At 47.4% G+C, this 25,569-nt stretch carries 23 protein-coding genes and 1 riboswitch; of the genes, 3 read left to right on the top strand and 20 right to left on the bottom strand.

The window, feature by feature from the left end; genetic code table 11:
- Positions 1 to 84: 84 nt before the first annotated feature.
- Both ACYCS5_RS21105 and ACYCS5_RS21100 read left to right on the top strand, forming a co-directional pair.
- Positions 85 to 1,116, top strand: coding sequence for a M23 family metallopeptidase (locus ACYCS5_RS21105; RefSeq protein WP_029516222.1), 1,032 nt, complete (start codon positions 85 to 87; stop codon positions 1,114 to 1,116).
- A gap of 45 nt (positions 1,117 to 1,161) precedes the next feature.
- On the top strand, positions 1,162 to 1,623 hold the full coding sequence (locus tag ACYCS5_RS21100) for a bactofilin family protein (RefSeq protein ID WP_340884674.1): 462 nt from the start codon (positions 1,162 to 1,164) through the stop codon (positions 1,621 to 1,623).
- Between the two features lie 39 nt (positions 1,624 to 1,662).
- Here ACYCS5_RS21100 and ACYCS5_RS21095 read toward each other — a convergent pair whose 3' ends face one another.
- The 16 genes from ACYCS5_RS21095 to ACYCS5_RS21020 all read right to left on the bottom strand — a co-directional run bounded on the left by ACYCS5_RS21095 (position 1,663) and on the right by ACYCS5_RS21020 (position 18,668).
- Positions 1,663 to 2,748 (bottom strand): AI-2E family transporter, encoded by a 1,086-nt coding sequence (locus tag ACYCS5_RS21095; protein WP_029516220.1) that lies wholly within the window; start codon positions 2,746 to 2,748, stop codon positions 1,663 to 1,665.
- A 241-nt stretch (positions 2,749 to 2,989) separates the two neighbouring features.
- On the bottom strand, positions 2,990 to 3,772 hold the full coding sequence (locus ACYCS5_RS21090; protein ID WP_029516219.1) for an ABC transporter permease: 783 nt from the start codon (positions 3,770 to 3,772) through the stop codon (positions 2,990 to 2,992).
- Positions 3,765 to 4,685 carry an ABC transporter ATP-binding protein gene (locus ACYCS5_RS21085; RefSeq protein WP_459760085.1) on the bottom strand — a complete coding sequence of 307 codons (921 nt, stop codon included), beginning with the start codon at positions 4,683 to 4,685 and terminating at the stop codon, positions 3,765 to 3,767. Before ACYCS5_RS21085 ends, ACYCS5_RS21090 begins: the two co-directional genes overlap by 8 nt.
- A 108-nt stretch (positions 4,686 to 4,793) precedes the next feature.
- Positions 4,794 to 5,285 carry a hypothetical protein gene (locus ACYCS5_RS21080; protein WP_318626973.1) on the bottom strand — a complete coding sequence of 164 codons (492 nt, stop codon included), beginning with the start codon at positions 5,283 to 5,285 and terminating at the stop codon, positions 4,794 to 4,796.
- A gap of 131 nt (positions 5,286 to 5,416) precedes the next feature.
- Positions 5,417 to 6,394 carry an LCP family glycopolymer transferase gene (locus ACYCS5_RS21075; protein ID WP_459760084.1) on the bottom strand — a complete coding sequence of 326 codons (978 nt, stop codon included), beginning with the start codon at positions 6,392 to 6,394 and terminating at the stop codon, positions 5,417 to 5,419.
- A gap of 14 nt (positions 6,395 to 6,408) precedes the next feature.
- Complete coding sequence (locus tag ACYCS5_RS21070) at positions 6,409 to 7,749, bottom strand: UDP-glucose dehydrogenase family protein (RefSeq protein ID WP_459760083.1); 1,341 nt, start codon at positions 7,747 to 7,749, stop codon at positions 6,409 to 6,411.
- A gap of 51 nt (positions 7,750 to 7,800) precedes the next feature.
- On the bottom strand, positions 7,801 to 8,610 hold the full coding sequence (locus ACYCS5_RS21065) for a WecB/TagA/CpsF family glycosyltransferase (protein ID WP_459760082.1): 810 nt from the start codon (positions 8,608 to 8,610) through the stop codon (positions 7,801 to 7,803).
- The gene (locus ACYCS5_RS21060) at positions 8,588 to 9,829 is read right to left on the bottom strand and encodes a glycosyltransferase family 4 protein (protein ID WP_340954631.1); all 1,242 of its coding nucleotides are present in this window, start codon (positions 9,827 to 9,829) and stop codon (positions 8,588 to 8,590) included. The genes ACYCS5_RS21065 and ACYCS5_RS21060 overlap by 23 nt, the downstream gene beginning before the upstream one ends.
- The gene (locus ACYCS5_RS21055) at positions 9,826 to 11,058 is read right to left on the bottom strand and encodes a glycosyltransferase family 4 protein (RefSeq protein WP_459760081.1); all 1,233 of its coding nucleotides are present in this window, start codon (positions 11,056 to 11,058) and stop codon (positions 9,826 to 9,828) included. The genes ACYCS5_RS21060 and ACYCS5_RS21055 overlap by 4 nt, the downstream gene beginning before the upstream one ends.
- A gap of 752 nt (positions 11,059 to 11,810) precedes the next feature.
- On the bottom strand, positions 11,811 to 13,073 hold the full coding sequence (locus ACYCS5_RS21050) for a hypothetical protein (protein ID WP_209949660.1): 1,263 nt from the start codon (positions 13,071 to 13,073) through the stop codon (positions 11,811 to 11,813).
- Positions 13,060 to 14,403, bottom strand: coding sequence for a flippase (locus ACYCS5_RS21045; protein WP_039269547.1), 1,344 nt, complete (start codon positions 14,401 to 14,403; stop codon positions 13,060 to 13,062). The genes ACYCS5_RS21050 and ACYCS5_RS21045 overlap by 14 nt, the downstream gene beginning before the upstream one ends.
- A 78-nt stretch (positions 14,404 to 14,481) precedes the next feature.
- Positions 14,482 to 15,471 (bottom strand): GDP-mannose 4,6-dehydratase, encoded by a 990-nt coding sequence (gene gmd, locus ACYCS5_RS21040; protein ID WP_029516209.1) that lies wholly within the window; start codon positions 15,469 to 15,471, stop codon positions 14,482 to 14,484.
- 21 nt (positions 15,472 to 15,492) lie between these two features.
- Complete coding sequence (fcl, locus tag ACYCS5_RS21035) at positions 15,493 to 16,431, bottom strand: GDP-L-fucose synthase (protein ID WP_069012566.1); 939 nt, start codon at positions 16,429 to 16,431, stop codon at positions 15,493 to 15,495.
- Between the two features lie 36 nt (positions 16,432 to 16,467).
- Positions 16,468 to 17,166 carry a sugar transferase gene (locus ACYCS5_RS21030; RefSeq protein ID WP_029516207.1) on the bottom strand — a complete coding sequence of 233 codons (699 nt, stop codon included), beginning with the start codon at positions 17,164 to 17,166 and terminating at the stop codon, positions 16,468 to 16,470.
- Between the two features lie 85 nt (positions 17,167 to 17,251).
- Complete coding sequence (locus tag ACYCS5_RS21025) at positions 17,252 to 17,938, bottom strand: CpsD/CapB family tyrosine-protein kinase (protein WP_029516206.1); 687 nt, start codon at positions 17,936 to 17,938, stop codon at positions 17,252 to 17,254.
- Complete coding sequence (locus ACYCS5_RS21020; RefSeq protein ID WP_029516205.1) at positions 17,919 to 18,668, bottom strand: YveK family protein; 750 nt, start codon at positions 18,666 to 18,668, stop codon at positions 17,919 to 17,921. The genes ACYCS5_RS21025 and ACYCS5_RS21020 overlap by 20 nt, the downstream gene beginning before the upstream one ends.
- A 326-nt stretch (positions 18,669 to 18,994) precedes the next feature.
- Between ACYCS5_RS21020 and ACYCS5_RS21015 the strand changes: the two genes are divergently transcribed.
- Positions 18,995 to 19,363: a helix-turn-helix domain-containing protein gene (locus tag ACYCS5_RS21015; RefSeq protein WP_459760080.1), complete on the top strand. Its 369-nt coding sequence runs from the start codon at positions 18,995 to 18,997 to the stop codon at positions 19,361 to 19,363.
- Between the two features lie 53 nt (positions 19,364 to 19,416).
- On the opposite strand, the gene ACYCS5_RS21010 is transcribed toward ACYCS5_RS21015, so the two are convergent.
- The 4 genes from ACYCS5_RS21010 to ACYCS5_RS20995 form a co-directional block, all read right to left on the bottom strand.
- Positions 19,417 to 19,599 (bottom strand): hypothetical protein, encoded by a 183-nt coding sequence (locus ACYCS5_RS21010; RefSeq protein ID WP_069012564.1) that lies wholly within the window; start codon positions 19,597 to 19,599, stop codon positions 19,417 to 19,419.
- A gap of 309 nt (positions 19,600 to 19,908) precedes the next feature.
- Positions 19,909 to 22,206: a hypothetical protein gene (locus ACYCS5_RS21005; RefSeq protein WP_459760079.1), complete on the bottom strand. Its 2,298-nt coding sequence runs from the start codon at positions 22,204 to 22,206 to the stop codon at positions 19,909 to 19,911.
- 48 nt (positions 22,207 to 22,254) lie between these two features.
- The gene (locus tag ACYCS5_RS21000) at positions 22,255 to 23,856 is read right to left on the bottom strand and encodes a glycosyl hydrolase (protein WP_029516202.1); all 1,602 of its coding nucleotides are present in this window, start codon (positions 23,854 to 23,856) and stop codon (positions 22,255 to 22,257) included.
- Positions 23,857 to 23,869: 13 nt separating this feature from the next.
- Positions 23,870 to 23,950, bottom strand: a riboswitch (cyclic di-GMP riboswitch).
- 155 nt (positions 23,951 to 24,105) lie between these two features.
- Positions 24,106 to 25,482 (bottom strand): sugar phosphate nucleotidyltransferase, encoded by a 1,377-nt coding sequence (locus tag ACYCS5_RS20995; RefSeq protein ID WP_459760078.1) that lies wholly within the window; start codon positions 25,480 to 25,482, stop codon positions 24,106 to 24,108.
- Positions 25,483 to 25,569 lie beyond the last annotated feature (87 nt).

Genomic DNA, 25,569 nt, shown 5'->3' with positions numbered 1-25,569 from the left:
TCCAATTTTTTTGACATGTTTGCCTCTTAAGCTGAATAGATAGTAACCAAGCACTATAGGAGCGATGTCCGGAAAGGAGCGATTATGAAAAAAGGAAGCCTAAATCGCCGGATGACCCTGCTTGTTATTCGGGATGCACAGCAACCGCCCAAGCAGCTACAATGCTCTACAGCCGCTGTCATTCTCGTCCCGACTCTTGTGATCGCGTCTATCTCTACGCTCGTGATCGGGCTGCAAATCCGTTCTTCCCATATTATTTCCCAAATGGAAACGAATCTTGCTGTCCAGAGTTTGCAGATGGAGGTCACGGTAGCGGACAAGGATGCAGCCATTGGGCGACTACGGCAGGAAGTCATGGAGCTGACAAATCAAGCCACCCATATTCGTGAACGCCTTCAGCGCGTAACAGAGCTGGAACAGCAAATGCAACAATTCATTCGTAAACACGGAAACTCATCTGCCACAAGTAACCATAAAAAGACCATGACTCCGCTCTCCTGGGATGCTTCCGGCCATATTGGGGGTGAGCTGATCGCAGTACATGAAAATACTGCATTCCTAACTCGCCAGGCAATGGATGATTTTCAGGAGATCGAATCTCTGTTGGACACGGTGGAACGTACGGTTCCTCGCTCTATTCAGCAAGCAAATGCCGTCCAGCAAAATCTGGAGCGCAAACAAGCCGCACAGTTACTCCAGACTCGTAGGCTGGCTCTTGCCGTGCAAGGGAAACCCTCCGTTTGGCCTGTAGGTTCACGGCGAATGACCTCCAGCTTCGGCTATCGCAGCGACCCTTTTACGGGTAGATCTGCCTTTCATTCAGGCGTGGACATTGCCGGACAAACCGGTGATCCTGTCTATGCAGCAGGAGCAGGCACCGTCTTGGAGGCTGCTTCTAGTGGAGCCCGCGGCAAGTGCATCATCATCCAGCATCCTGACGGACTCCAGAGCTGGTATATGCACCTGAGCGGCATGCAGGTGGCTCCAGGAGATCGTGTCCACAAAGGACAGACCATCGGTCTGCTGGGAAGTACCGGGAGAAGCACAGGACCTCATCTTCATTTTCAGATCGTCAAGCATAACCAACCTGTCGATCCATTACTGTATGTACAATGAGGATTTTGCAAAATTTTCACAATAAAAGATTGGGGGAAAACCATCATGTTTAAGGAATCCAAAAAAAAGCTCTCCACCCCAGCTATGGATACACTGCTCGCTAATGGCACCAGCTTTGAAGGTACAGTTGAAGCAGAGGCCAATATTCGGATTGACGGTCATTTTCAGGGCGATATCCGTAGCACTCGTACTGTCGTCATTGGAGAATCTGCTGTTGTACGTTCGGACATCTTCGCACAAGACGTCATTCTTGCCGGTAAGGTGTTCGGCAGCATTACTACAGAAGGACGACTGACCATTACGCCGACAGGTGAACTATACGGTAATACCGCGACCGCTGCATTGGTCATTTCTGAAGGCGGTGTACTGGACGGCACAAGTCAAATGAACCGAACAAAGGATGTAGAGTTGTCAACTTCTACGAATGAGCCAAACGACGAAACCCAATCTAGTTTCAGCAAAGACAGGGAGGACAGCCAAGCCGCTCTGCAATCCGAAGCAGGGTAAAATCAGGATATACTCCTTTAAATCCAGTGCATTCTCCATTCATTCCATAATATCCTCCACTCTGCGTTCCAAAAATAATTGGTATACCTTGCGTATGACGATTTTTCCGCACATATACAATGGAATCACCAAAATGATACCCAGAATCCCGAGCAGGTCGCCACCAACTAACAGTAAAATAACGACAGTCAACGGATGAATATCCAGCTGTTTACCAAAAACTATAGGTGACAGCCAATTATCCTGAATTTGCTGTGCAGCAATCACCACGACCAGCGACCAGAGCGCCATCGAAGGTGATTCGAGAAATCCAATAATAACCACGGGTATAGAAGCAGCCACTGCCCCCACATAGGGAATAAAATTAAGGAAAATCGAAATAACGGCGAGCAGCAAGGCATAAGGCAAACCAATAATTAAAAATCCAAGGAACATCATCACACCCAACGCGACATTGATCAGCACCCGACTGACGATAAAGCTGCTGAGTGCACTATCGATATCTTCCATAACCTCCAATGCGTCCTTGTGATATTTTTTAGGAAAGAAGTTTAGCATTTTAGGGCCAAACTTGCTCCCTTCCTTCAGCATGTAATAGAGCAATATGGGAAAGGTAGCCAATACGATAAAAAAGTAGGACACGAACGATACCAGCTTTACCGAATAATCAGATAGCGTCGAAAAGGCTTCGTTCAACGTATCTGACAGTTGTGACAGCGGGTCTTCACCCGGAGGCAGCACTTGTCTCAAGGATTGATTATGCCGCCATTGGCTCAATTGATCAACCAGACTTTTAATGAGCTTCGGCGCATTTTCAAATAAATTGGTTACTTGATCACGCAGCGTAGGCCACACACCCCATGAGAAAACAAACAATAACACTCCAATGACCAAATAAATCAGCAAGATGGAGATCGATCGTTTGATTTTTCTCCGTTCCATTACATCCACAATCGGCCTTAATAAATAATAGAGGAAAAAAGATAGCATTAACGGTACCACCAGCAAGCTGACCAAAGATACGAGAGGACTAAATATAAAACTTACTTTGGTGCCCAAGTAAATGATGAGTAATAGCATGACGATACCTGTAGTTACACGAAAAAAACGATTATTTTGCAGCATACCATGCGGCCCCCTCTGTTCTATTTCTCTCTACCTCTTTAAACGCAAAATGACCCTATTGATTGATTCTTGCTGAAAATAGATTACAATATACCCCTGCACGCAGAATATGTAACAAAAATGACATAGATACTGGATAAAACAGTGTTAAATGAGGATTTTGCAAAATCCTGAAATAACAAAAGGACGTCCAAATGCTGAGCATTTGAACGTCCTTTGTGTAACTCTAAGACACTGCGATTTAGGTTGAAACATCCCGTTTTACGAAAACCACCCAGGCAATGGCGATAAAAATTACATAATAAGCGGCCAGCACGGTGAGCGAAAAGGTTAGACTGGAACTTACCGTACCCGGCGGCATATCTAGATATTTTTTCAGATCCATATGCGTAAATAGTACGTATTTGGTCCATTCAAAACGATCTGTGCTGAACAAGCCAATAGAGTTATAGATTGTTTTGGTGAACATCATGAACAGCGACAGCCCAATCGCCAAGGCACTGGAACGGAAAACAGCGGACAGCATAAAAGCAAAGGCCATCGTCACGAACAAGGCAATATAGCTATACAAGAAGTTCAACGTTACGTAAGATATCGGATCACTGAACAGCGGAACAGAACCCGCTGGTGCATCCTTGGATAACATCAGCCATGAGGACAGCGTAACCATCAAGATCAAAATGATCGTTCCGAGCAAACTGAACAAAATCACGGATATATACTTGGACAACAATATTTTGCTGCGAGTCCAAGGTCGGATGAGCAGCAGCTTAATCGTTCCCCAAGTAAATTCACCAGCCACCGAATCAGCAGCTACAATGACCGTAAACGTCGTATTGAGGAAAAACGTAAACAACGTCGTCAACGCAATCCCATCCCACACACTGACCTGATCGGAAACCAGGGAGATCAGCATCGGAATCGCAGCAGTGATGACCGCCAGCAATCCCAGCATAATCCATGTGCGCACACGCAGGTAAATTTTCAGATTTTCGTTATGTACCAGTTTGAAGAAATCACCCAATAAACCCGCCTCCCGTCACTTCCAAAAATTGATCTTCCAGCGTACGGGCAACCGGGCGAATCGCATATACTTTAATTCCGTTTGCAGCCAGCAGGCTGTTCATCTCTGCGATCTGTTCCCGCTCCAGGTGAAGCAGCAGTTGATTACCTTCAACGCGTCCTGCTCCAGCAAGCGCATAGGCTTGTTCGGCATCATTTACCTCAAAAGCAATTTCCGCCGTCTGCACTTCCTCCCCTGTGTTCTTCAGTTGCTTGATATCAACCAGCCGTCCGCTCTGAATAATGGCTACACGGTCGCACATCAGCTCCATCTCGGACAACAAATGACTTGATACGAATACGGTAATTCCCTCCGTACGGGTCAATTGACGCAAATAATCCCGCAGTTCACGAATACCCTGCGGGTCCAAACCATTGGTCGGCTCGTCCAGCACAAGCAGCTTCGGTCGATGCAAAATCGCATGAGCTACTCCAAGTCGCTGTCGCATCCCGAGCGAATAGGTTTTTACTTTATCGTGAATCCGGTTTCCGAGTCCCACCAAACGAATCGCTTCATCCACGCGTTCTTGGGTCACCCCAGGAGACATTCGCGCAAAATGCTGCAAATTTTGATAGCCTGTCAAAAACTTGTACATCTCCGGGTTCTCAACAATCGCGCCGACATGGGAAACGGCCTTTTCAAAATCAGTATTAATGCTGTCTCCACAAATATGAATATCGCCCTTGCTGATCGAAATCAGGCCAACCATCATACGGATGGTTGTCGTTTTTCCCGCACCATTGGGTCCAAGGAAACCAAATACCTGCCCCGCCGGAACCTCCAGCGTCAGATCATCCACGATCGCTTTTGAGGAAATGATTTTACTCACACCCTCCATACGTATGACGGGAACCTGTCCTGTCGCTTGCTGCATGCTATGAAACTCCTTCCATCCGGAGTGAAGCTGTTATCCATTTACTGTACATTTCCGGTTTTGGAAGTATTGTACCATATTTAACCTTTTAGAAACACCTCGCAACCTCTATTCCTTGTCCTTGTATATCCAAAGCACCCGCCATTTCTCATCTTCCTGCGCCACATAACAAGGCTGTACGATATCAAAATTACCGAATCGGGTCTTGTAATGCTGAGTGACCGTAATACGGTAAACTTTCCCTAACTCTTCTCCATTCTGATCCGTACGAATGTCATATTCAGTCTGCGGCTCCCCCAGTTCAAACGTGAACGTATCCGTCCCCATATCCTGCATAAAAACGTGCGCACGCTGCTGTACATACGTAGATTTCTCGAATTTCTTTTTTATTTGCGAATGAAAAAGCTCCCATGAACCTCCGAAATTTCCCGATTGCTCCATCGTGTAGAACTCGTTTAGTGCTTCTACCGCTTGATCGCCCTCGCCTGTAGACATCACCCCACGCAGACCCAGCCACAGCAGCCATAACAATCCACATATGATGGCAAAATATAATAGCTTACGAACGAACGCCGAAGCCGCTCTCCTTCTAAACAGCACACATTGCCCCTCCCTCTGTTGGACTATACCGAATTCTCTACAGATGTATGTGGGACAAGCCTTTTTTAGAAGACTTTAGAAGAAAATAACGGGTGACCTCCCAACAGGGCACCCGCCTACATAAGGCTTACCTAAGGCGATACGGCAGTGGTAAGCCTATGCTTCTCCAGCACTCCATGGATACGCTGGCGTTCCTGTTCATCCACTATGTAATAATACACGCCGTTGATTTTACGCCCATGTCCCTTCAGTTCAACGGTATCCGTCTGCTTGAGGGACGGACCAATCCGGGTCAGGAAGGTGGTCATATCGTCAAAGGTAATGTCTGTGCGAATCTGCTCCCCCGCTGCCTCCAGTATCGGTTTTACCCTCAACAGCCCTTCCTTGCTGATGGACTGGGCAAGAATTTGCTTGAGTAGCTCCCGCTGGCGAGCATTTCTTCCGAGATCCCCACGTGGATCATCGAAACGCATACGGGCGTAGGCCAACGCCTCAGCCCCGCTCAAGTTCAAATTACCCTGTGCAAAATGATGACCCTCATATTGAAAATCAAGTGGATTATGAACCTCGACTCCCCCCACAAGGTCCACCATTTTCGCAAACCCTTCCATGTTCATCTGTACATAGTAATCTATCGGATAGTTCAAAAAATGTTCTACCGTACGGATCGACATATCCACGCCCCCAAAAGCAAAAGCGTGATTGATTTTGTCCTCACGCCCCCTACCGATCAACTCTGTTCGCGTATCACGCGGAATGTTGAACATCAACATAGAGCCTTCGGCAGGGTTAACAGACAAGACGATCATCGTATCCGATCGTCCTGGATCGTGAGACCGCCGATCTACGCCCAGCACCAGCACGGTAAACGGCTTGAACTGGGAGATGGCTGCCGGATTGGGTGTACTTGATCCAGAGTCTGTATCTACGGATCGCCCTGCTCCGCCCGTTGCAAGGGTAGAAAACGCCCCAGGCTGTACGATGCTGCGCGGATGATACATCGCATTCGCCGCTGTTTTAAAAGAATGATACACATAAGCGGTGTAGGCAGTAGCCCCTATGACCAATAACGCTGCAGCCCCCAATGTCATCTTCAGCCATCGTTTCATATGCAGCCTCCCCTTTACGGATTTACTACAGACTGATGACGATCTACATCCAGATTATTCATCTGTGGCCTACCAACAGAATAGTATGCAAAGACGGATTGTCTGATTTGCTCCTCGCTGTACACATTGCGTCCATCGATCATAATAGGATACTTCATAAGCTCATTCAGCTCACCCAGCCCGATTTCACCAAACTCCTCCCATTCCGTCAATAGACACAGTGCGTCACATCCCTCTGCTGCTTCCCGTGCGCTATCTGCCCACGTTACTTCCGAGCTGTCCAGCAGTCTGCGGAAGTTAGCGGTAGCGATCGGGTCATATGCACGGATTTGCGCCCCTGCCTCCAGCAGCGACTGCATAATATCCAGCGCCGGGGCATCTCTTACGTCATCTGTATTCGGTTTAAAGGCCAGTCCCCATATACCAATCGTTGCTCCTTCCAGATCACCCAGCGCCTCTTTCAGCTTACGAATCACGTTAAAGCGTTGACCCTGATTCACTTCCACCACAGATTTCAGCAGCTTGAATTCATAGTCCACGTTGCCTGCAATTTGGATTAGAGCTTGTGTATCCTTTGGGAAACAGGAACCCCCATAGCCGATACCTGCAGACAAAAAGGAGGAGCCGATCCGCTGATCCAGCCCCATACCGTGTGCCACACGTGTAACGTCTGCGCCCACCTTTTCGCAAATATTTGCAATCTCATTAATAAACGAAATTTTGGTCGCCAAAAAAGCATTCGACGCATACTTGATCATCTCCGCCGAACGGATATCTGTGGTTACGATATTTGTCGTCAACGGCTCGTGCAGTGTAGTCAACACAGCGGACACATGTGGATCGGAAGCTCCGATGATGATTCGATCTGGCTGTAGGGTGTCTATGACTGCTGAGCCTTCGCGTAAAAATTCAGGAACCGAAGCCACACCAAAAGAATAGTTTGTGCGGCTCGCAATCCAATTTTGAATACGTTCGTTCGTTCCGACAGGCACCGTGCTTTTGGTGACAATGACTTTGTAGCCATTCATGGCGTCTGCCATCTCGCAGGCTGCTTCCTCAATATAGGACAGGTTCGCTTCCCCGCCCGGCAGTGAAGGCGTGCCGACCGCCAAAATAACAATTTCAGCCGCCTCTACCGAAGCTGCCGTATCTGTTGTAAAGCTTAGTCGGCCTTGTTCTACATTATCTTTAATTAGTGCCTTTAATCCCGGTTCATAAATCGGCACCCCACCTGCACGCAACTGAAGAATTTTGTCCTCATTCTGATCTACACAGACGACGGTATTTCCGAGTGCGGCAAAACAGACCCCCGACACCAGCCCGACATACCCTGCACCTATTACACATAACTTCAAAGCAACTCCCCCTTTTACATGCTGTCTCATTGCATCCTGCTTTTACCGACTTCAATTCTCTATATCTCTTCCTGGAAGCCGATTATGATAAAGCGTAAGTCGTTTGTTTTGCCGATAAGATTTTAGAAAACGGTATACATACATCGGATTGTTATAGGCATACCTCTTCCATAAACGTCTCGGTTCGCAGATCAGACGATACAGCCACTCCAGCCCCAGCTTTTGTACCGCTAGCGGCGGTCTGCGAACCTTTCCAGTGATATAGTCAAAGGCCGCCCCTACTCCAATCATCACGCCACGGATGCGGTCTTTGTTTCGATGCATCCATATTTCCTGCTTCGGGCAGCCTAAGCTGACGAATATGATATGCGCGCCGGACGCATTGATTTCATCAATGATCCGCTCCTCCTCATCTGGGTGAAGCTCACGAAATGGCGGTGAAAAGCTGCCCGCGATGCAGATTCCAGGGTAATCTTGTTCTACTCTCTCTTTTAAGCTATCCAGCGTATCCGGCGTACTGCCGTAAAAATATATACTCACCTTCGTCTGTGGCGCACGTTCGCACAACTTGAGCATCAGGCTGGGACCATCTACCCGATCCTGACGCTCAAATCCGTATAGCTTAAGCGCCCATACCAACGGCATACCATCCGGAGTACACAAATCGGCTTGAGTGAGCGCTTTGTGGAACTCAGCATGATTCCCGGCTGTGACAATGGAATGCGTGTTGCAAATACATACATAGCCGTCCTTTCGTTCGGCTGCCCATTGTTCCAGCGTGTGTACCGTCTCCTGAAACGTAAGTGCTGCAATATCTGCATCCGCAATCCTTCCAACTCTATATTGGGGCAGCTGCTTCATAATCACGCTCCTCCATCGCCTCGCTATATATCGCCATCAGCTGCTTCGCATTCACTTCTTCGGTATAGCGTGCAGCATAGTTTTTCGACACCTTCCGTCTCATAGCTGCATAGTTTTCATAGGCTACTGCGCGGTGAATCACGGTCTTTATATTTTCCAAATCATCATGTTGAAAATGGAAACCCGTCACCCCGTCCTCCACGACTTCCTCCAGTGCGCCGAGCCGGCTGCATAATACCGGAGTTCCAACAGAAAAAGACTCTACAATGGTCATAGGAAATCCTTCATACCAAATGGAAGGCACCATGACATACATGGCCCGGCTCATGCAATCCAGTACCGTGTCTCCATCCTGCTTACCGAGAAACCGAACATCTTCCTGCGGATAAGCAGCGGCCAATTCAGCCTTTTCCGGACCATCTCCAATGATGACCAGTCTCAATCCCCCCCGATCTTCCAACTGTGACCAAGCTTGCAGCAGATTGCGAACCCCTTTCTCAGCTGAAATCCGCCCCACAAACAACAAATAACGATCATTCGAGTCATACTGGGTTTTCATGGTTTTATGATGGATAAAATTCGGCTTTACCGCGATACGATCCAGTGGAATACCGCTTTCGGCAAATTTGTCCCGTGCAAACTCCGTCAGCGCAATATAGCGACTTACCTTGTGCCGCCATGTACCGATCAGATCGTTGAACTTAATCATCGCTGCTACTGGAATCGTCTGAAGCTGCGAACCTCGATAGCATCCATGACGGATGGAGTGCAGCAACGTGCCGTGCAGGCATTTTTCACAAACCTTATTCCCTCGCATAAAGGTTGCCGCCGGACAAATCAGCCTGTAATTATGCAGTGTCTGGACAACCGGAATCCCCAGTCGTTCACAAGCATGATAGACCGAAGGGGATATAACCGGAAAAAAATTATGCACATGCACGACATCCGGCTTCACCTGTAAAAGCAGCTTCTTGATTCTTTTGAATTCCGGCAGGGACCAGGCCGCCTCTACTGCCAGCTTTGCCATGTTCGCCAGCCCTCTGCTTTGAATGCTGTCGTTATGCACATAGTAATGTTCTATCTCTATTCCTCTGGAACGCAGCATAGCCGATTCTTGCTCAACAACCTTGTCTTCTCCCCCGCTTTGCTGATAAAAGTTATGGATGATCAGCACCTTGCTTACAGGAGGGTTCATCTGTCTGCTGACCTGTTGGCTCACGTGGCTGCCCCTCTTTCCTGCGTTGATTGCATAACGTGGTTAGAATTCTTGGGCTTGACCCCTTGATGGCTTACTATTTCATCTGCGATGCGATCCCACGACATACGCTCGACCGTAAGAAAGGCCTTCTCCGCCATACTTCGTCTCAGCTCACCATTATCCAGCAAAGCGCCTATTCGACCAGACCATTCCTCTTCTGAAAAGCTTCTCAGCATCACTCCGCTCACTCCGTCCTCAATCAAGGTAACCGAGCCCCCGTTTACCGAAGAGATAATCGGAACGCGAAACAGCATGCTTTCCAGCAGCACCATACCAAAAATATCGTATTGTGTCGGAAACAGCATCATATCCGCCGCTCCGTAAACCTGCCACAGATGACGTTGCTCCACTCTTGAAAAATGTATAATACTGTCCGTTATTCCCAGTTCATGAGCATATGTCCAATAGCGGTCTGTGTCCGTCTTCCGTCCATTCCCGACCATTAACAAAAGGCAGCTAGGATGCTTTTGGAGCACTCTTTTGAACGTAGTCAGCATAAAACGTATATTTCTCCGTTCCTCCAGTACACCAACATACAAAAGCACCGGACGATCTCCGATTCGACGTAGCTCATTCGCGACCTCACGGTTTTCCTCACGCTCTCCGCTTATGTTGTCACTTTTATTACTGGTGTCACTGTCGGATGCTCTCTCTACTTTACTGCGATCCAATCCGACTCCAATCGTAACCACGTTGTCAAAACCTTTATTCTCCAAATAGCGCTTGGCAAGATCGGATTTGACATAGGTACGGCGTAGAGATTTTGTTACCTTCGGCAGCAGCATAATATCGTACAGTTTGCGGATCAGCGCGTGCGTGTTATCCCGGTATGGGCCGTGATACAATGACAGCTTATCGGGACATTTACGGGAAAGCAGATAGGTCATGATCTGGTTGTATTCTGTAGTAATGACCAGACCATAAGCATCCAGAAAAGAATCTTTGAGAACATCTCTGTAGATGCTGTTGCTTAAGAACTTAAACCCGTGGAGCCAGATAATACGCAAGGTGCATCCTTCGTGACGGTAGACTTGTTCCAGATGGGTTTCCTTACGATCGTTGTAGTAAACAATGTCGCAATCATAGCCTTTTCGAACGAGTGCTTTGCCCAAACCGACTTCCTGTAAATTGTATGAGTCCCCGTTCACCTTGCTGGCAAAATTGCGGAGATACAATATTTTTCGAATCATCATCAGGGCTCCTGCCATTTCATATTGAGTGAGTTATGGAGCACGGAGGGTTCAGAGAACGCTGCGCGTTCCATTTGATCTTCCGATCGCTGTTGCAGTGGGATTCCTGGATATATAAAACATTCCGAGGTAGGAATCCCACTGCAAAGGCGAACGCTAGCGCTTCTTCAGATTCAAATGGACCGCTCCGCTGCTGACCACCGTGTCCATAAAGTCACCCCATTTAAAAAAAGGGAATGCTGGGTATGAAGTGCCCTCGCTGCGTGGATACGCGAGCAAATGCATGCAGGGCGCTGACCTCGTCGAACAGCTTGTGAGCTTGGTACGGTTATGGCAAGCTCACAAAACAACATGGAACTACTACCGCTAGCTGACCAAGATGCCTTAACTATGGCTAGACTGTCGCCTGTCCAGATTGTTATCCACCGGACCCTGTCACCCTGACAGAGAACTGTACAGAGCATTAATTACGCCGGGATGCATGCCCGGCATAGAAGTTCTAGGCGATAGGGCGAAGCTATCGCCGGACGGCTCTTACCTCCCCCACCTTATAGGCTGGGGGGAATTCTTTTTGGCGGCGGTGGGTAGCGGAGGGTAAGGATTTGAATCTGGAGAAGCGGCAGCGTTCGCCTTTGACGAGGGATTCCGCCCTTTTACAGGGCCTATTCAATCTAGGGAATCCCTCGTCAACAGCGATCGGAAGATCAAATCCGTCCCGCAGCGGACTTCCATCCACAAAAGTCGCTCCAGGATCAAATCCGTCCCGAAGCGGCCTCCCCCCTCCAACTTGAATGTTCCCGTTGCCTCTCCTCCGTCATCTGCATATTAAAATGATCTGCCCCTTTGAGCTGGGCAGCTGCCATATCTGCCACTAGAGTTACACTCGATTCCATCGGCACAAAGCGGTATTTGTAGGCTGTAAGCCGATGGTCGGTTTCGTGAAATAAAATATCCTGAGCGTAATTCCCCCATCGGTCCTTGGGCATCAAATCAATGGTCATACCGGCATGCGCAGAGGGCAGCAGCATATTAGAGCCGTGGATGCCGATCACTAATCGGCTGGCTGCATATACCTTGCAGACCCGCAGCTCACTTTCCCGGTCGAAGCGTGTGACACGCTCATCAGAAATCCATGCCGGGAAGCTCCCGGTACGCCCAAGTCCAGCGACTGTAAAGCGATGATCCGGGAAGCTTTCTCTCAGCCTGCGGAACAGCCGTATGATTTTACTGCGCTGATGATAAATTAGCGGTTTTAGCCCACGTTTGAGCTGCGGAAATTTCTGTACCGCTCTTGCGATATGATGGCTGCCGCTCCACAAGCGGTCTTCCCTCCATACGAAGGTAATGCGCGGCTCCGGTTCACGATCCTCGTTATAACGGGAGACACCTGTAAACTGCTCAATATCAAACTGATTGGGATGTGAATACGCCGGGCTGACATACACCTCATCAAAACGCATCAGTTCCTCAATCATCCGATGATGTAGTACAGGATAAAAGTTTCGTGCCCTGCTGAACGGCACATCAACCGTCCAAATTTCAGACACATATGCTGGCACCATCCACTCCAGCGACTTTTGCACAATGACGATGATGCCCAGGTCCGGCGATTGCTCGTATTCGCGTTGCACATTGAGCAGCTTGAGCAAAGCATGACCATACAAATAATCCATTGTGTTGACGATGATTACACGTGTAGAAGCTTTCATTTTATGCACGGTCATGCCGACTGCTAAGTCATAGGAAGGATTCATCAACGATTGTCGCAAAGGTTCTCCGAGCCATTTTCTCGACTTCGCATCACCGGTCAGAATATAGTCAGGCATTTCTACACGATAAGGTGAATACGTAGCATGGCCGACCCTCATGTCCTCAAGATATTCGCGTCCGCACCCCTCACACATAGTGCTGACACATACATGGATTCCCTGCCACAGCACCTCTCCACCACGTACCTTACCTCCACAATGCGGGCACTGTTCCTCATGCCGAACAAACGGTTTAATGGGTATCATGATTGTTCTCTCCAACTTTCGGTACTGTAATATGAACACGCCAGAAGGTCAGGATGGACTTCATCATCCAACCCAAATTAGATTTAACTTCCTTAAACAACAAATCTAATAGAAATACAGATATCGTAAAGGACAAAATCGTCGCCACTAACGACCCTCGGACACCAAGCAACGGGATTAGCGCGTAATTGAAAGCGATATTCGTGACCGCCCCCACCACCGAGGTCAGCAGCGTGTATCTGAACAAATTTTCATTGGTAATAAACAAGCTTTTAGCAACACTGAAGTTGGTGAAAAACAGACGAATCGCGAATAGAGACAACAGCGAACCTGCTTCGGTAAATTCTCTCCCATACAGCACAACCACTACCCATTGGGATAGAAAAAATAAAGGTACCGAGGTCACAAGAAAGCATATAAACATCAGCCGATACACCTTGGACAATGTCTGTCTGTACTCGTCGCTTCCTTTCTGCTTGGAACGCGTCACCACCGGAGCATAAGCCGTTGTCAGAACGACCGGAATGAAGCCCAACACTTCGATGAGTCGGAGTGCAACGGAGTATTGCCCAACCGCAGCGTTTCCCAGCAGTTCACCGATAATGACTTGGTCGATCCGTGCCTGTACATATACAGCGGAGGATGACAGTATAAGCGGCCAGCTGTGATTCATGATTCGCCGAGCTGTGGCTAAACGGAACGTCCATTGGTTCACGCGTCGTCCTTCCTTACGGAAGAAATACAGCAGCAGTAGGCTTCCCAACAGAAACTCTCCATGAGCACACAACGCCACCATCCATATCGGAACACCCGATAACAACAGAATGATTTTGACAGTGGAGCCGAGAACAAAAGCGGTATTCTTGGCAACAACCGTGTATTTGGACAGCATCTGCGCACGAAACCAGTAGTCGATGATATCAAACAATTGAAATACCGAGGCCGTAGCCAAGATCAGATTGATCAACCGCACCGAACTGTCTTCCGGTCTGAGTAGTGAAATGAAGGAATAGGACAGTACAATGGCTATCAGAGTACCTAACAATTTCAACAGAACCGCCGTACCCAATAGCTCATGCTCATCCTTGGGGTCTTTGACAAGATCGCGTACTAATATAGAATCAAAGCCAAGGGTCGTGAAAATCAGAAACATCCCGAAAAAGGATTCCGCATAATTCCACTTTCCCAGTTCCTCTGGTCCCAACACTCTCGCCATGATGATGCTGACTGCCAGGCCGAACACCATGCGAATCATTTTGTCACCGAACAGCCAGGATGTATTCACCAGCAAACTTCTGCGCGGTTTGGCGCGTTTTTCGACTAATGTCATAGGTTTTACTCCATCTTGAAAAATGACCTTGCGTACAGCGAAGAGACCCCCCGCTCAGGCGGATGGCCTCTCCATCTCTTACACGACGACAGAAGCTTCAACTGCAGCCTGCCTTTTTACCCGCTCCAAGTCTGTATCCACCATCATACGAATGAGCTGCTCGAAGCCTACTTCCAATCGCCAGCCCAGCTTTTCTTTCGCCTTGGCACAATCGCCGAGTAATAGATCTACCTCTGCCGGACGGACAAATTGAGGATCGATCACGACGTAATCCTCATAATTTAAACCTACATGAGAAAAGGCAATTTGCAGCAGTTCACGCACAGAATGCATTTCTCCCGTGGAAATGACGTAATCATCCGGTTGATCCTGCTGAAGCATCAGCCACATCGCCTTTACATAATCCCCTGCAAAACCCCAGTCTCGCAGTGAATCCAAATTTCCCATGCGCAGCTCTTGCTGCAACCCCAGCTTGATACGAGCTACCGCATCCGACACTTTACGCGTTACAAATTCCAATCCTCGACGTGGGGATTCGTGATTGAACAGAATGCCAGAGCAAGCAAACATATCAAAGCTTTCACGATAGTTCACTGTAATCCAATGGCCGTACACTTTGGCAACACCGTAGGGACTACGTGGGTAGAACGGGGTCGTTTCTGTCTGCGGTGTCTCCAGCACCTTACCAAACATCTCGCTGCTTGACGCTTGGTAAAAGCGCGCTTCCGGTTTGGCAATTCGAACCGCCTCCAGCATATTGGTGACAGATAATGCTGTAATCTGCCCTGTAGCCAACGGCTGCGGCCATGAGGCCGCTACGAAGGATTGAGCAGCCAAGTTGTAGACCTCATCCGGGTCGGACTGCCGAACGGCTTCAATCAATGAAGCCAGATCGGTCATATCACCGGAAAGCCAGTGGATGTCATTCTGGATATGCGCTACATTTTCAAAGTTCGGTGTGCTGGTTCGTCTGCGCATCCCGTACACCTCATAATCTTTGGATAGCAGCAATTCAGCCAGATAGGACCCGTCTTGCCCGGTAATTCCTGTGATCAGCGCTTTTTTCATTCCAATTCCCCCACCGTTTTTTTATTGTTCAACCAGATCCAGACCTTGAAATGCCTGATACACAGACTTTAATCCCTCTTCTAGTGAAATACGCGCCGACCAGCCCAGCCCGGAAATTCGGGATACATCTACCAACTTACGCGGCGTTCCATCAGGAGCGGAGGTGTTAAAGGTAATTTCTCCCTCATAGCCGACTACATTCTTCACTCGCTCAGCCAGCTCACGAATGGAGATATCCTCACCTACGCCGATATTTACAATTTCATTTCCCTCATAATTGTTCATTAGGAATAGACAGGCTTCAGCCAAATCATCAGAATGAAGAAATTCTCGCCGCGGCGTACCAGAACCCCATACTTCTACAGTCGGAGATTGATTCAGCTTGGCTTCATGAAACTTGCGGATGAGCGCAGGCAACACATGAGAAGTCTGGAGATCAAAATTGTCGCCCGGACCGTATAAATTCGTCGGCATCACAGAAATAAACCGGGTTCCATACTGACGGTTGTAAGACTGACACATTTTAATCCCGGCAATTTTAGCAATCGCATAGGCCTCATTAGTAGGCTCCAGTTCACCCGTGAGCAGATATTCTTCCCGTAACGGCTGCGGAGCAAATTTAGGATAGATACAGGTAGAACCTAGGAATAATAGCTTACTTACATTTGCCCGGTATGCCGCATCAATCACATTTGTTTGTATAAGCAGATTGTCACGGATAAAATCAGCCGGATATTCGTTATTCGCCAAAATCCCACCAACCTTGGCCGCTGCCAAAAATACATAATCCACAGGCTCTGTTTCAAAAAAATGATCTACTGCCTCTTTATTACGTAGATCCAGCTCACGGCTTGTGCGAGTAATAATATGACGGTAACCCGCTTCCTGAAGCGCTCGGACAATAGCGGAACCCACCAGTCCGTGATGCCCTGCTACATATATGTTGGAATGAAGATCCATACTTATCCCCTACCTTCTTCGTGAAAATGAAAGACTTTAATACGCATCCTTGGAGCCTAGCAGCACACGAAATGTTTTCAGCATAATAATCATATCTGTGCGGAAACTGCGTCTGGATATGTACTCCAAATCCAGTTCTACCATCTGGTTAAAGCTTAGATGATTACGACCGCTGATCTGCCATAGACCGGTGCAGCCTGGTGTAACCGTCAGACGCAGCTTATCCCTCACTGTGTAATCATGGACCTCTCTTGGCAACGGGGGTCTGGGTCCTACCAGACTCATCTGCCCACGCAGTACATTGAACAGTTGTGGCAACTCGTCGATGCTCGTTCTGCGAAGAAAGCGACCCACACGGGTAATTCGGGGATCGTCCCGCATTTTGAACATCGCACCCTCAATTTCATTTTCCACCAGCAGTGCAGATAATCTGGCTTCGGCATCAGACACCATGGAACGAAATTTGATCATGCGAAACGGCCGCTCATTTTTTCCAATACGTACTTGATAAAATATTGCACTTCCTTTGGGGTCCTCCAGCTTAATCAGCAAAATGACAAGCAGAAATACCGGGCATAGCACGATGATTCCAATGAAAGACAATATAATGTCCATGCTTCGCTTCACGAACGGGTATACGTTCCATCCTTGCCGCCGTTCAAGCCCATGAGCGACCGAATAAACATCCACTGACGCACCCCGCACTTCGACCTCATTCGAGCGGGAAGAAGACACGTCTCATCACCTCGCTCCTTATTAATAAGTATTATTTATACACTGTTAAAAGAATTTTATATACTCTCATTTTCCTCCTTTTTATTCATGTCAGATTGCGTTCCTCCATCCCCCGCTCGACACGGGTATTCGAACGCTTCACATTATTAAGTACTACGCCCAGAATGCGCGCCTTTACTCTTTCCAAATTCGCTTTTGCTTTCTTGACGACATCCTTTTTGACCTTCCCTGCCTGCACCACCAGAATGACTCCGTCACACATGGCGCTTATAATGAAGCCATCCGGAAAGGACAGCAACGGCGGTGTATCCATTAGGATCACGTCATAATGTTCTTTCAGCTCAACCAGCAGAGCATTCATTCTGCGGGAACTGAGCATCTCGGACGGATTGGGCGGGTTCGGTCCGGCTGTAATTGCATGCAGATGGTCAATCCCGGTTTCTTGAACCACATCCTGCCATGCCTGTTGATTGGCAAGCACCCGTGTCAGCCCTGTATGATTACGCAAACCAAACATATGGTGCAAGGAGGAACGGCGCAGATCCATATCCATAATCAGCACCTTTTTCCCCTCTTGCGCATAGGTTACAGCCAAATTGCTAATTGTGACCGTTCTGCCTTCACCCGCCTGAGCGGACGCCACCATCATAACCTCAATCGGCTCGTCTATAGAAGAAAACTGGATGTTAGTGCGAAGCATGCGGTACTCCTCCGAAACGGAAGACTGAGCATGTAGGGATGTAACGAGCTGATTATTGATTAATCGCGGCATATTGCCCTTCACCTACCTGTTTAGGAGTTGTAGTGGAGCTGTCAGAGCGTTTATCTTCTTTTTTCATTTTCGTAATCAGGGCTAGGGTAGGCAGACCGAGTTCTATTTCAATATCCTCTTCATTCTTAAATGTATCATCCAGTACCTCCAGCAGAAACGCCAAGCCTATTCCCAACAATAAAGAGGTGGCAAAAGCAATAAATATCTGTATAGTGGCATTACTGTTCACGGGAACTGCTGGATCATTCAGACTGGCTTCGCTTAGGATGGTGACATTGTCCATTTTCATGATAGAGGGGATTTGCCGTTTGAATACTTTGGCTACCGCATTGACGGTTTTCACAGCCTTCGTATACGATAAATCGCGGATTGTTACATCCATGACCTGTGAATCACCTGCGGTGTTCACTCTTAATTTTTGCGCCAATGCTGACGGAGTGACCTTAAGATCGGGGAAGCTGGCGACCACCTGATCCATAATCGCCGAGGAGATCATAATTTGCTTATAGGAGTTCGTTAAGGCTATATTCGTTTGAACTACACTGTAATCGACGACACCTGCACGATCCGGTCGTGGCGTCTGGTTGATAATGAGCTTTGCGGTAGCTTCATAAATCTGCGGGGTAAAATACATATTTTTTATGCCCACTACAGTACATACTAGCAGTACGATGCTACCAATCAACCACATTCTTTTACGGATCAAACGGATGTACTCTTTCAACTGCACAAGACCAGTCCTCCCTGATTGACTTGTTTTCGATGCAATAACGCTTGTACTGATCCTCTGCATAACGGGGAAAAGAACGGTGCATGACCCTCTAATCTATAGTAAAATGTTGTATAATAGCGCATAGAAGGTCTAGCCAGCGAATAAGCACAAAATGCTCATCATCGGTGGCCTCTTAGGGTATATAAACGAAGACATCAGTGAAAACTATTAAATAAAGATACGTTATGTAACTTACATAACTAATTTATGATACAAAACGTATCTTGTCAAGCGTAAACTTGCTTTTTTACCTTTCTTAACCTTGCCTTCAGGAGGAAAAACGGATGAATTATGGCACCCGCATCGCTGAATTACGAGAACATAAGGGATTAAAACAAGAGGAACTAGCACAATCCCTCGGAATTACGCGGGCAGCTCTTTCTCACTATGAAAAAAATAGGCGCAAGCCAGATTTCGAGATCCTGACCAAGCTCGCTGATATTTTCGGGGTAACGATTGACTACTTGGTGGGACGTACGAGCCATCCGGCGGCAATATTGGACTCAGATGTGAGGGAATTTGTGGACCAGCTTGAACTGTCCGATGAGGATATTCTGCAACGTTTCAAACTGACCATTGATGGACGCACCTTGTCTGAGGAAGAAGCCAAACGTTTTATTGCATTTGTCCGAATGGAACGAATGATGGAATAAAGAAAGCGGCCGACTGCTTCACGTCTCGCTCAAGTAAGACCAGCCGTTGGAATTTACACGCGCTTGTCCTTCCGGTATGTGGTTCCATCCGCGTCGCTTTCTAGCCATTCTGGCATCGTGAACCCACATTGGAGCAAAATGTCCCGGATGTCCAAGTGGATGGCAGCTTTGCCTGCTTTCTGTACGTTGTTTTGAAAAAGAGGGTTGTTCCCCCCTAATTCTGTCTCCTTGTTCATTCAGCACTAACCTCACTTTATTATTCTTGGTCACCGGAAAGAAATTTCCCACAAACCTTGTATGTATAGTCGTGAACAAAACTATTATATATGAATACACACCTGCAATGTTGTCGTCTTATGACGAGAATAAAAAAGGATTTTCTTATTTTTTTCTTCATTATACGTAAAGTATTGGCAAATCAGAACGATTTTCCAACAAAAAAGAACCTGTCAGGTCCTATTTTCTCCTGATAGGTTCTTTTTTGTTTTATTTCGAAATGATGTTAGGTATTCGAACTCTAAGGTCCTATATGCATTCCGATCTGATTAAGCGACCTCGGCTGCTTGGGAAACCTGAGTACCTCCGGTCGCTCGGACTTTGTAGACATAGTGGCTTCCGGCTTTTACCGTGCGGTCTGTATACGTGCTTCCCGCTACTTGCGAGGCAATCACCTGATAGGCCCCGTCGGTTCCGTCAGCACGCAGCACATCATAGGAAGATACGCCTTCTGCCTGAAGCCAATTAATCTCTACCGCCCCATCCTGAACAGAGGCAGCCTTCACCCCTGTTGGAGCTGAAGCTGCGGTCTGATCTGTACTTTTTAATTCCAAAATATATTGTACCGCTTCGCCAGGGCCCAGCTTTTCTTCAAAATCAAGGGCAGGAGAAGCCTTGAGCCCTGATATGGAACGCTGTGCCTGACTGTAAGTGGAACCCGCTCCAAAACGTTCACCCGTGTACAAACCGGCATTCGGCATTGTCACCCGTACACGAACGGTCTGCGTGGTGGATTCGAAATTCACTAGATTTACCAGCAATTTGTTTGAAGTAGCGCCGCTACCTGCCAGCGGTTTAAGCTTGGACGTATCCACCGCACGCACATACACCATTTTATCCTTGGTATCCTCTGGATTCAGCACTGTATAAGTCAGAGGTTTCCCATGCGTGGCATAGGCTAGACTCAAGCGTCTCATGATCTTAACACGAGTGTCCTGTCCCTGCCCGAACGGATAAATTTCTGTGTTGGCCGGGTTATGACTTTGCAGATCGAAGCCTGTTTTAAACAGCGTATAATCTTTATAAAAAGCAGCGTGCTGGATAAACATATCGGCAAACCCAATTTGTGAACGCATAATCCGGTCGAATGCGGCTGCTTGTGGCTGACTAGCCCCGTAATCTGGATTATCTCGATGCGTATCATTGGTACCGAACTCCGTGTTCAGCATCTTCTTCGCCAGTCCGTCGCTCGAACCGCCGAAGGTTTTCAAATTTTGAATGAAGCTGCCCCCGCCCTCTTCATTATACGATTCACCGTAGGCGTGTCCGTTGGTCAGGTCGGTGACTTCCTCCAGCTGTTTACGCTGCGCCGGGTCTCGCTCCCATCCATCCGGATCACCGCATTTTTTCGTACCTCCGGTTTGATTTTTGCACGCCTTGGTAGAGTACGTCGGCCAGTAGGCCCAACCCGGCGCTACCGTTTTGAGATGCGGTGCCAATTGCTTCCCTTCCGTATTCAACCACTTAGCTACAGCCAGATTTACCGCCTTGGAGCGATTAAATAATCCAGGTTCGTTATCTACTTCATAATATTGAAGATAAGAACCGTATTTTTTTACATAATCGCGCAACTTTTGCTTGGCCGTTTCTGGCAGAGAACCATCTTTTTGCAGCTTGATATCACCTGTATATAAATACAAAGCAGACGATTGCATATTATACTGCTTTAACGTTTGATAGTAATCATCCACGTCTGTACATGCCTTGCCCACATTGCTGGCACAGGTGACCCTCATGACATTGCCACTATAAGCAATTCCCAGCCATTTGAGAACGTATGGTAAATGCTTAACTGCACCCTGATCATAATAAAATTCTTTATTGTTCACATTTGTTCCGGTCAGTATATATTTACCGTGTACCGGTTCGGTCGCAGGTGAAGCTAACGTCTCCAAGCTCAAGTCATCCCAAGTCCACCACACATTTTTATCTTCTGCAGAGGAGCAGTATAGGCAGCGCGCTGTCTTTAGCTTGAGTACGTTAACACCGCTTTGCAATTGCTCTTTGGGTATATACAGCTCGTAGTTGTTTTTGAAATTATAAGCACTCCCAGTACCGGATACTCCGGCAATCTGAATAATACCGGACAGCTGTTGATTTGAAAATACAGCCATTTGTGGGACTGCTTTGCCCGCATCTAAAATCCGAACACGGAATATCATACCATTGGGAGGAATCTGATTCAGCTTATACTGGAGTGTCAGTTCAGGGTTCGTGGACGCATTCAAACCGGGAGGAATATCTCCACTGCTGAGCAATACCGGAACTGTTGTACTCTCTTCTGCTACCGACAACGCTGACATTGCTCCTTTAGCAGATGATTCGGTAGAGGCAGCTGCTGTAGAAATGTCGATATTATCCCTGCCGACCACACCTTTGAATTCCGCTGAAGAGTCATCCCTCTGCCCCAGCTTCCATACTGGACTGGCAGCTGCTACTTTATCCGTCTGCAATTCTGCGCTTCTTGAAGGCGTGTATATAAACCAAGCGATCATCGCTATAGCTACGATCGCTAGTAGTCCAGATAAAACTACTGTATACCTATGGGATAACCACTTTTTTATCATATGATCGACCCTCTCTCCTCAAATTTTTGGACCGGGAAAGAGTATTAATCAAGGAAGAAACAAAGCGTTTCCGGGAATCACCGCTTTCGCTTCATGCTGACTTTCCCACATTAGACGTGCCATCGCGTCGCCTTTTTCATCATAGTATTCTACTTTTAAATCTACCATTTTGCCTGCTTCCAAAGTCATACTGCCTTTACGCTCTGTCCAGCTTTGTTTGAACCAGCTGTCAATCACCAACTTGCCGTCTACCCATACACGGATACCATCATCGGATATCGTGGTGAACGTATAGGTCTCGCTATATTGCGGTTTGATTTTACCCGTCCAGCGAACCGAGAACTGATCGGCATTCACCTTAGGGTCAGCGGCATTGGCACGCCAGTTGTAGTCCAGCTTGCTATCTGTACGGATCAAAACAGGACTTCCATTCAAATTCATATTGTTAAAATATTCGCCACGCAACCCGTTCACATATACCACATCAGGAACAGAAGGAGGAGTCGGGGCTGGGGGAACGATCACTACTGGCGGAGCCGGGATAGGCTCACTTTGTCCCTCGTCCGGTAAGGTCGGTATATCTGTCCCAGGTGGTTGAATCGTTTCCAATCCATTCTTCACATCATCCCGCGTCAAACTCCTCGAATCATTCATATAATCCTGAATTTGATTTGTTGTGTTATTCTCAGTCAGCATCTTGCCCCAAGTCATGGAATATACCCATTTAGGTTGAGCCTGCAGCACCTCAGAACTAGGCATCTCACCGTGCTCCCCAATGGCAATCGGCTTATTCCGTGCCAGCCCAAGCAGACCTTCGTAATGACTTTGCTTAAAATCATTGTTGTAAATATCTACTGCCAAGATGTCCACTCTGTCATCCCCCGGGTATTTCGGGGTGTACGGGACAGTATACGAATTGGGCGCATTCGGACTCCATACCCACAGCAGATTGTTCAATTGATGTGTGTTGGTAAAACGGTCGTACATGATATTCCATAGCTGATTGAAATTATTTTTGTTTCCCCACCAGAACCAGTCGCCATTCATCTCGTGGTAAGGTCTCCACAAAACCGGAACCCCTGCATCACGAAGCTGCTTTAACGATACAGCGACCTTATCCAGATCGGCAATGAGGAGGTTATACTGCGTAGTACCTGGGGTCACGTATTTGTTGAACTCTGTCTGACTTACTTTCGCCTGTACATTGGCCCAAGTCAGTGGCCTACCTGGTAGCGCTTCATGAAAAGTCATCGTCACAATACCACCGGATCTGTCCCAACGGATAGCACTATCGACGACATTTTTACGTTGCGCTGCTTCTGTAGCGTCAGATTGACCAGAGATAGCTCCCATCTCATAGCCGTGTACACCTACATATGCCTGACTGATTTTTTGGACCTTGTTACTTAATTCATCCGGACTTTCCAAATAATCATGCTGACCGGTGACTATTTTTTTCCCTGAGATGTTGAGTAAATAATTGTATAGTTCACGGGCCTGAATAGAAGCGTCCGAATTAACAGGTTGTAATGAAGCGGCATTCGCCACAGACAGAGAATCACCAAAACCGACGGGCAACAATGAAAAAAGTATAACAACGGGGAGTACATGACGTATCAGTCGATACAGAGGAATAAAATTGAATCTCACTTTCGCTCTTCCTTTCGGTAGCCAGGCTGCCATCCTTGTGGAAGGCCCTTTAGCTTTGCGTACCTGCCTTTCGACAGGGCTGCGTTTATCGTTGGAAGGAGTTTGGATTCCTTCTTACCCTAAGTATCGACTTTATTTTACCAAAATTTAATAGGTCATGTTCATGAATTTACAGGTTTTCGCCCAAATTCGACAGTTTGGGCCATGAATTTTCATGAATTTGTCTTTTTTTCGTTTTTACGAAAATAATTATGAGATAAATTGGTGACGGGAAATTTCATTCCAATCCATACAAAAGCGGACAATATCCTCTTCAACCAATTCAGAGCCAGTCTGCACCTCAATAAAATCCACATCGGTCACAGCCAAAATGCTATGCTTCGTCCCTTCAGGAATGCGGACTACATCACCAGCCTTTACTTTGTGTAGCTTCTCATTCAAAATAATTTCCGCTTCACCGCTAATAATGGTCCAGATTTCACTCCGTTTGAAATGAAGCTGGTAGCTGATATTTTTGCCTTTTCGTACGCGGATTCGTTTGGTCAATACCTCGTTACCCTCGTCATATTTGACATAATCCACAACCCGATACTGCCCCCAACGACGTTCTTCATACATTGGACGCTGATCATGAGCCTTGAGCACTTCTTTAATACGAGGACTTTCTGCCTTATTGGTCACAAGAATGCCATCCGGGCTAGCGGCTACAATCAGATCATTCGTTCCAATGATCGCCACAGGAATGTCCAACTCGTTAATAAGACTCGTATTGACGCAATCCTCCGTTACTACACCTCTGCCCACTTGTTGATTAGACATTTCTTCTGTGAGCGTATTCCAAGTACCTAAATCCTTCCAAAAACCATCATACGGAAGAACTACAATGTCCTTTTCCTTCTCGACTACTTCATAGTCAAAACTGATTTTTTCCAGAGATGCGTATTGCTTTTGCATTTCTTCATAATTCAGCGGCAATCCCTTGGATGCCAAGATATCCAGCAAATAACTTAATTTGAACGCAAAAACCCCGCAGTTCCATAGAGCATTGCGTTCAATCAGACGCTCCGCCTGCTCCCGGTCGGGTTTCTCTTGAAAATGGCTCACTTCGCGGTAGCCAGTGCTACCTTGGGTGGCATCGTTTTTCGGAATAATGTAACCATATTTCTCTGAAGGATAGGAAGGGACAACCCCGATTAATGCAAGCTTGCCTTCACTCTCCTGAAGCGTATGTTCCAGTTGGGCTACGGAGGCGAAGAAAGCATCCTCAACATAAGGATCTACAGGCAATATAACTACAATTTCATCAGGTGAAACACCTGCAATGGAATATAAATAAGTCGCTGTCAGCGCAATCGCAGGAAAGGTGTCTCTGCGTTCTGGCTCAACAATGATACGCGTATTCGGCCCAACCTGACTCTGGATCATTTCGACCTGTGCTCTCCCTGTCGCAATAAACGAGGATTCTGATAATCCGTTGTCTCCCAATTGTCTCCATACCCGCTGTACCATGGATTCCGAAGTCCCCTCCGGGCTCTCCAGTACCTTCAAAAATTGTTTGGAACGGGAATCGTTGGACAAAGGCCATAATCTTTTACCGGAACCACCAGACAAAAGTACGAGCTTCATAACTCTCCACTTCCTCTCTATAATGTATGGGTGATCGGATGGGGCAGGGTTGAGTAGTCCGCTACGGGCTGGATTTGATCTTACGAT

This window comes from Paenibacillus sp. SEL3 (assembly GCF_054602585.1).
Note: the sequence above shows the minus strand (reverse complement) of the source record. Positions and strands in the feature narration are given on the sequence as shown.

Bases quoted from the DNA above. Each gene is read 5' to 3' on its own strand.
- ACYCS5_RS21100 (WP_340884674.1), top strand. From the start codon at position 1,162: ATGTTTAAGGAATCCAAAAAAAAGCTCTCCACCCCAGCTATGGATACA.
- fcl (WP_069012566.1), bottom strand. From the start codon at position 16,431: ATGGATCTTCATTCCAACATATATGTAGCAGGGCATCACGGACTGGTG.
- gmd (WP_029516209.1), bottom strand. From the start codon at position 15,471: ATGAAAAAAGCGCTGATCACAGGAATTACCGGGCAAGACGGGTCCTAT.
- ACYCS5_RS21095 (WP_029516220.1), bottom strand. From the start codon at position 2,748: ATGCTGCAAAATAATCGTTTTTTTCGTGTAACTACAGGTATCGTCATG.
- ACYCS5_RS20995 (WP_459760078.1), bottom strand. From the start codon at position 25,482: ATGAAGCTCGTACTTTTGTCTGGTGGTTCCGGTAAAAGATTATGGCCT.
- ACYCS5_RS21085 (WP_459760085.1), bottom strand. From the start codon at position 4,685: ATGCAGCAAGCGACAGGACAGGTTCCCGTCATACGTATGGAGGGTGTG.
- ACYCS5_RS21065 (WP_459760082.1), bottom strand. From the start codon at position 8,610: ATGAAGCAGCTGCCCCAATATAGAGTTGGAAGGATTGCGGATGCAGAT.
- ACYCS5_RS21015 (WP_459760080.1), top strand. From the start codon at position 18,995: ATGAATTATGGCACCCGCATCGCTGAATTACGAGAACATAAGGGATTA.
- ACYCS5_RS21050 (WP_209949660.1), bottom strand. From the start codon at position 13,073: ATGATACCCATTAAACCGTTTGTTCGGCATGAGGAACAGTGCCCGCAT.
- ACYCS5_RS21105 (WP_029516222.1), top strand. From the start codon at position 85: ATGAAAAAAGGAAGCCTAAATCGCCGGATGACCCTGCTTGTTATTCGG.
- ACYCS5_RS21075 (WP_459760084.1), bottom strand. From the start codon at position 6,394: ATGAAACGATGGCTGAAGATGACATTGGGGGCTGCAGCGTTATTGGTC.
- ACYCS5_RS21045 (WP_039269547.1), bottom strand. From the start codon at position 14,403: ATGACATTAGTCGAAAAACGCGCCAAACCGCGCAGAAGTTTGCTGGTG.
- ACYCS5_RS21055 (WP_459760081.1), bottom strand. From the start codon at position 11,058: ATGATTCGAAAAATATTGTATCTCCGCAATTTTGCCAGCAAGGTGAAC.
- ACYCS5_RS21010 (WP_069012564.1), bottom strand. From the start codon at position 19,599: ATGAACAAGGAGACAGAATTAGGGGGGAACAACCCTCTTTTTCAAAAC.
- ACYCS5_RS21005 (WP_459760079.1), bottom strand. From the start codon at position 22,206: ATGATAAAAAAGTGGTTATCCCATAGGTATACAGTAGTTTTATCTGGA.
- ACYCS5_RS21025 (WP_029516206.1), bottom strand. From the start codon at position 17,938: ATGCCGCGATTAATCAATAATCAGCTCGTTACATCCCTACATGCTCAG.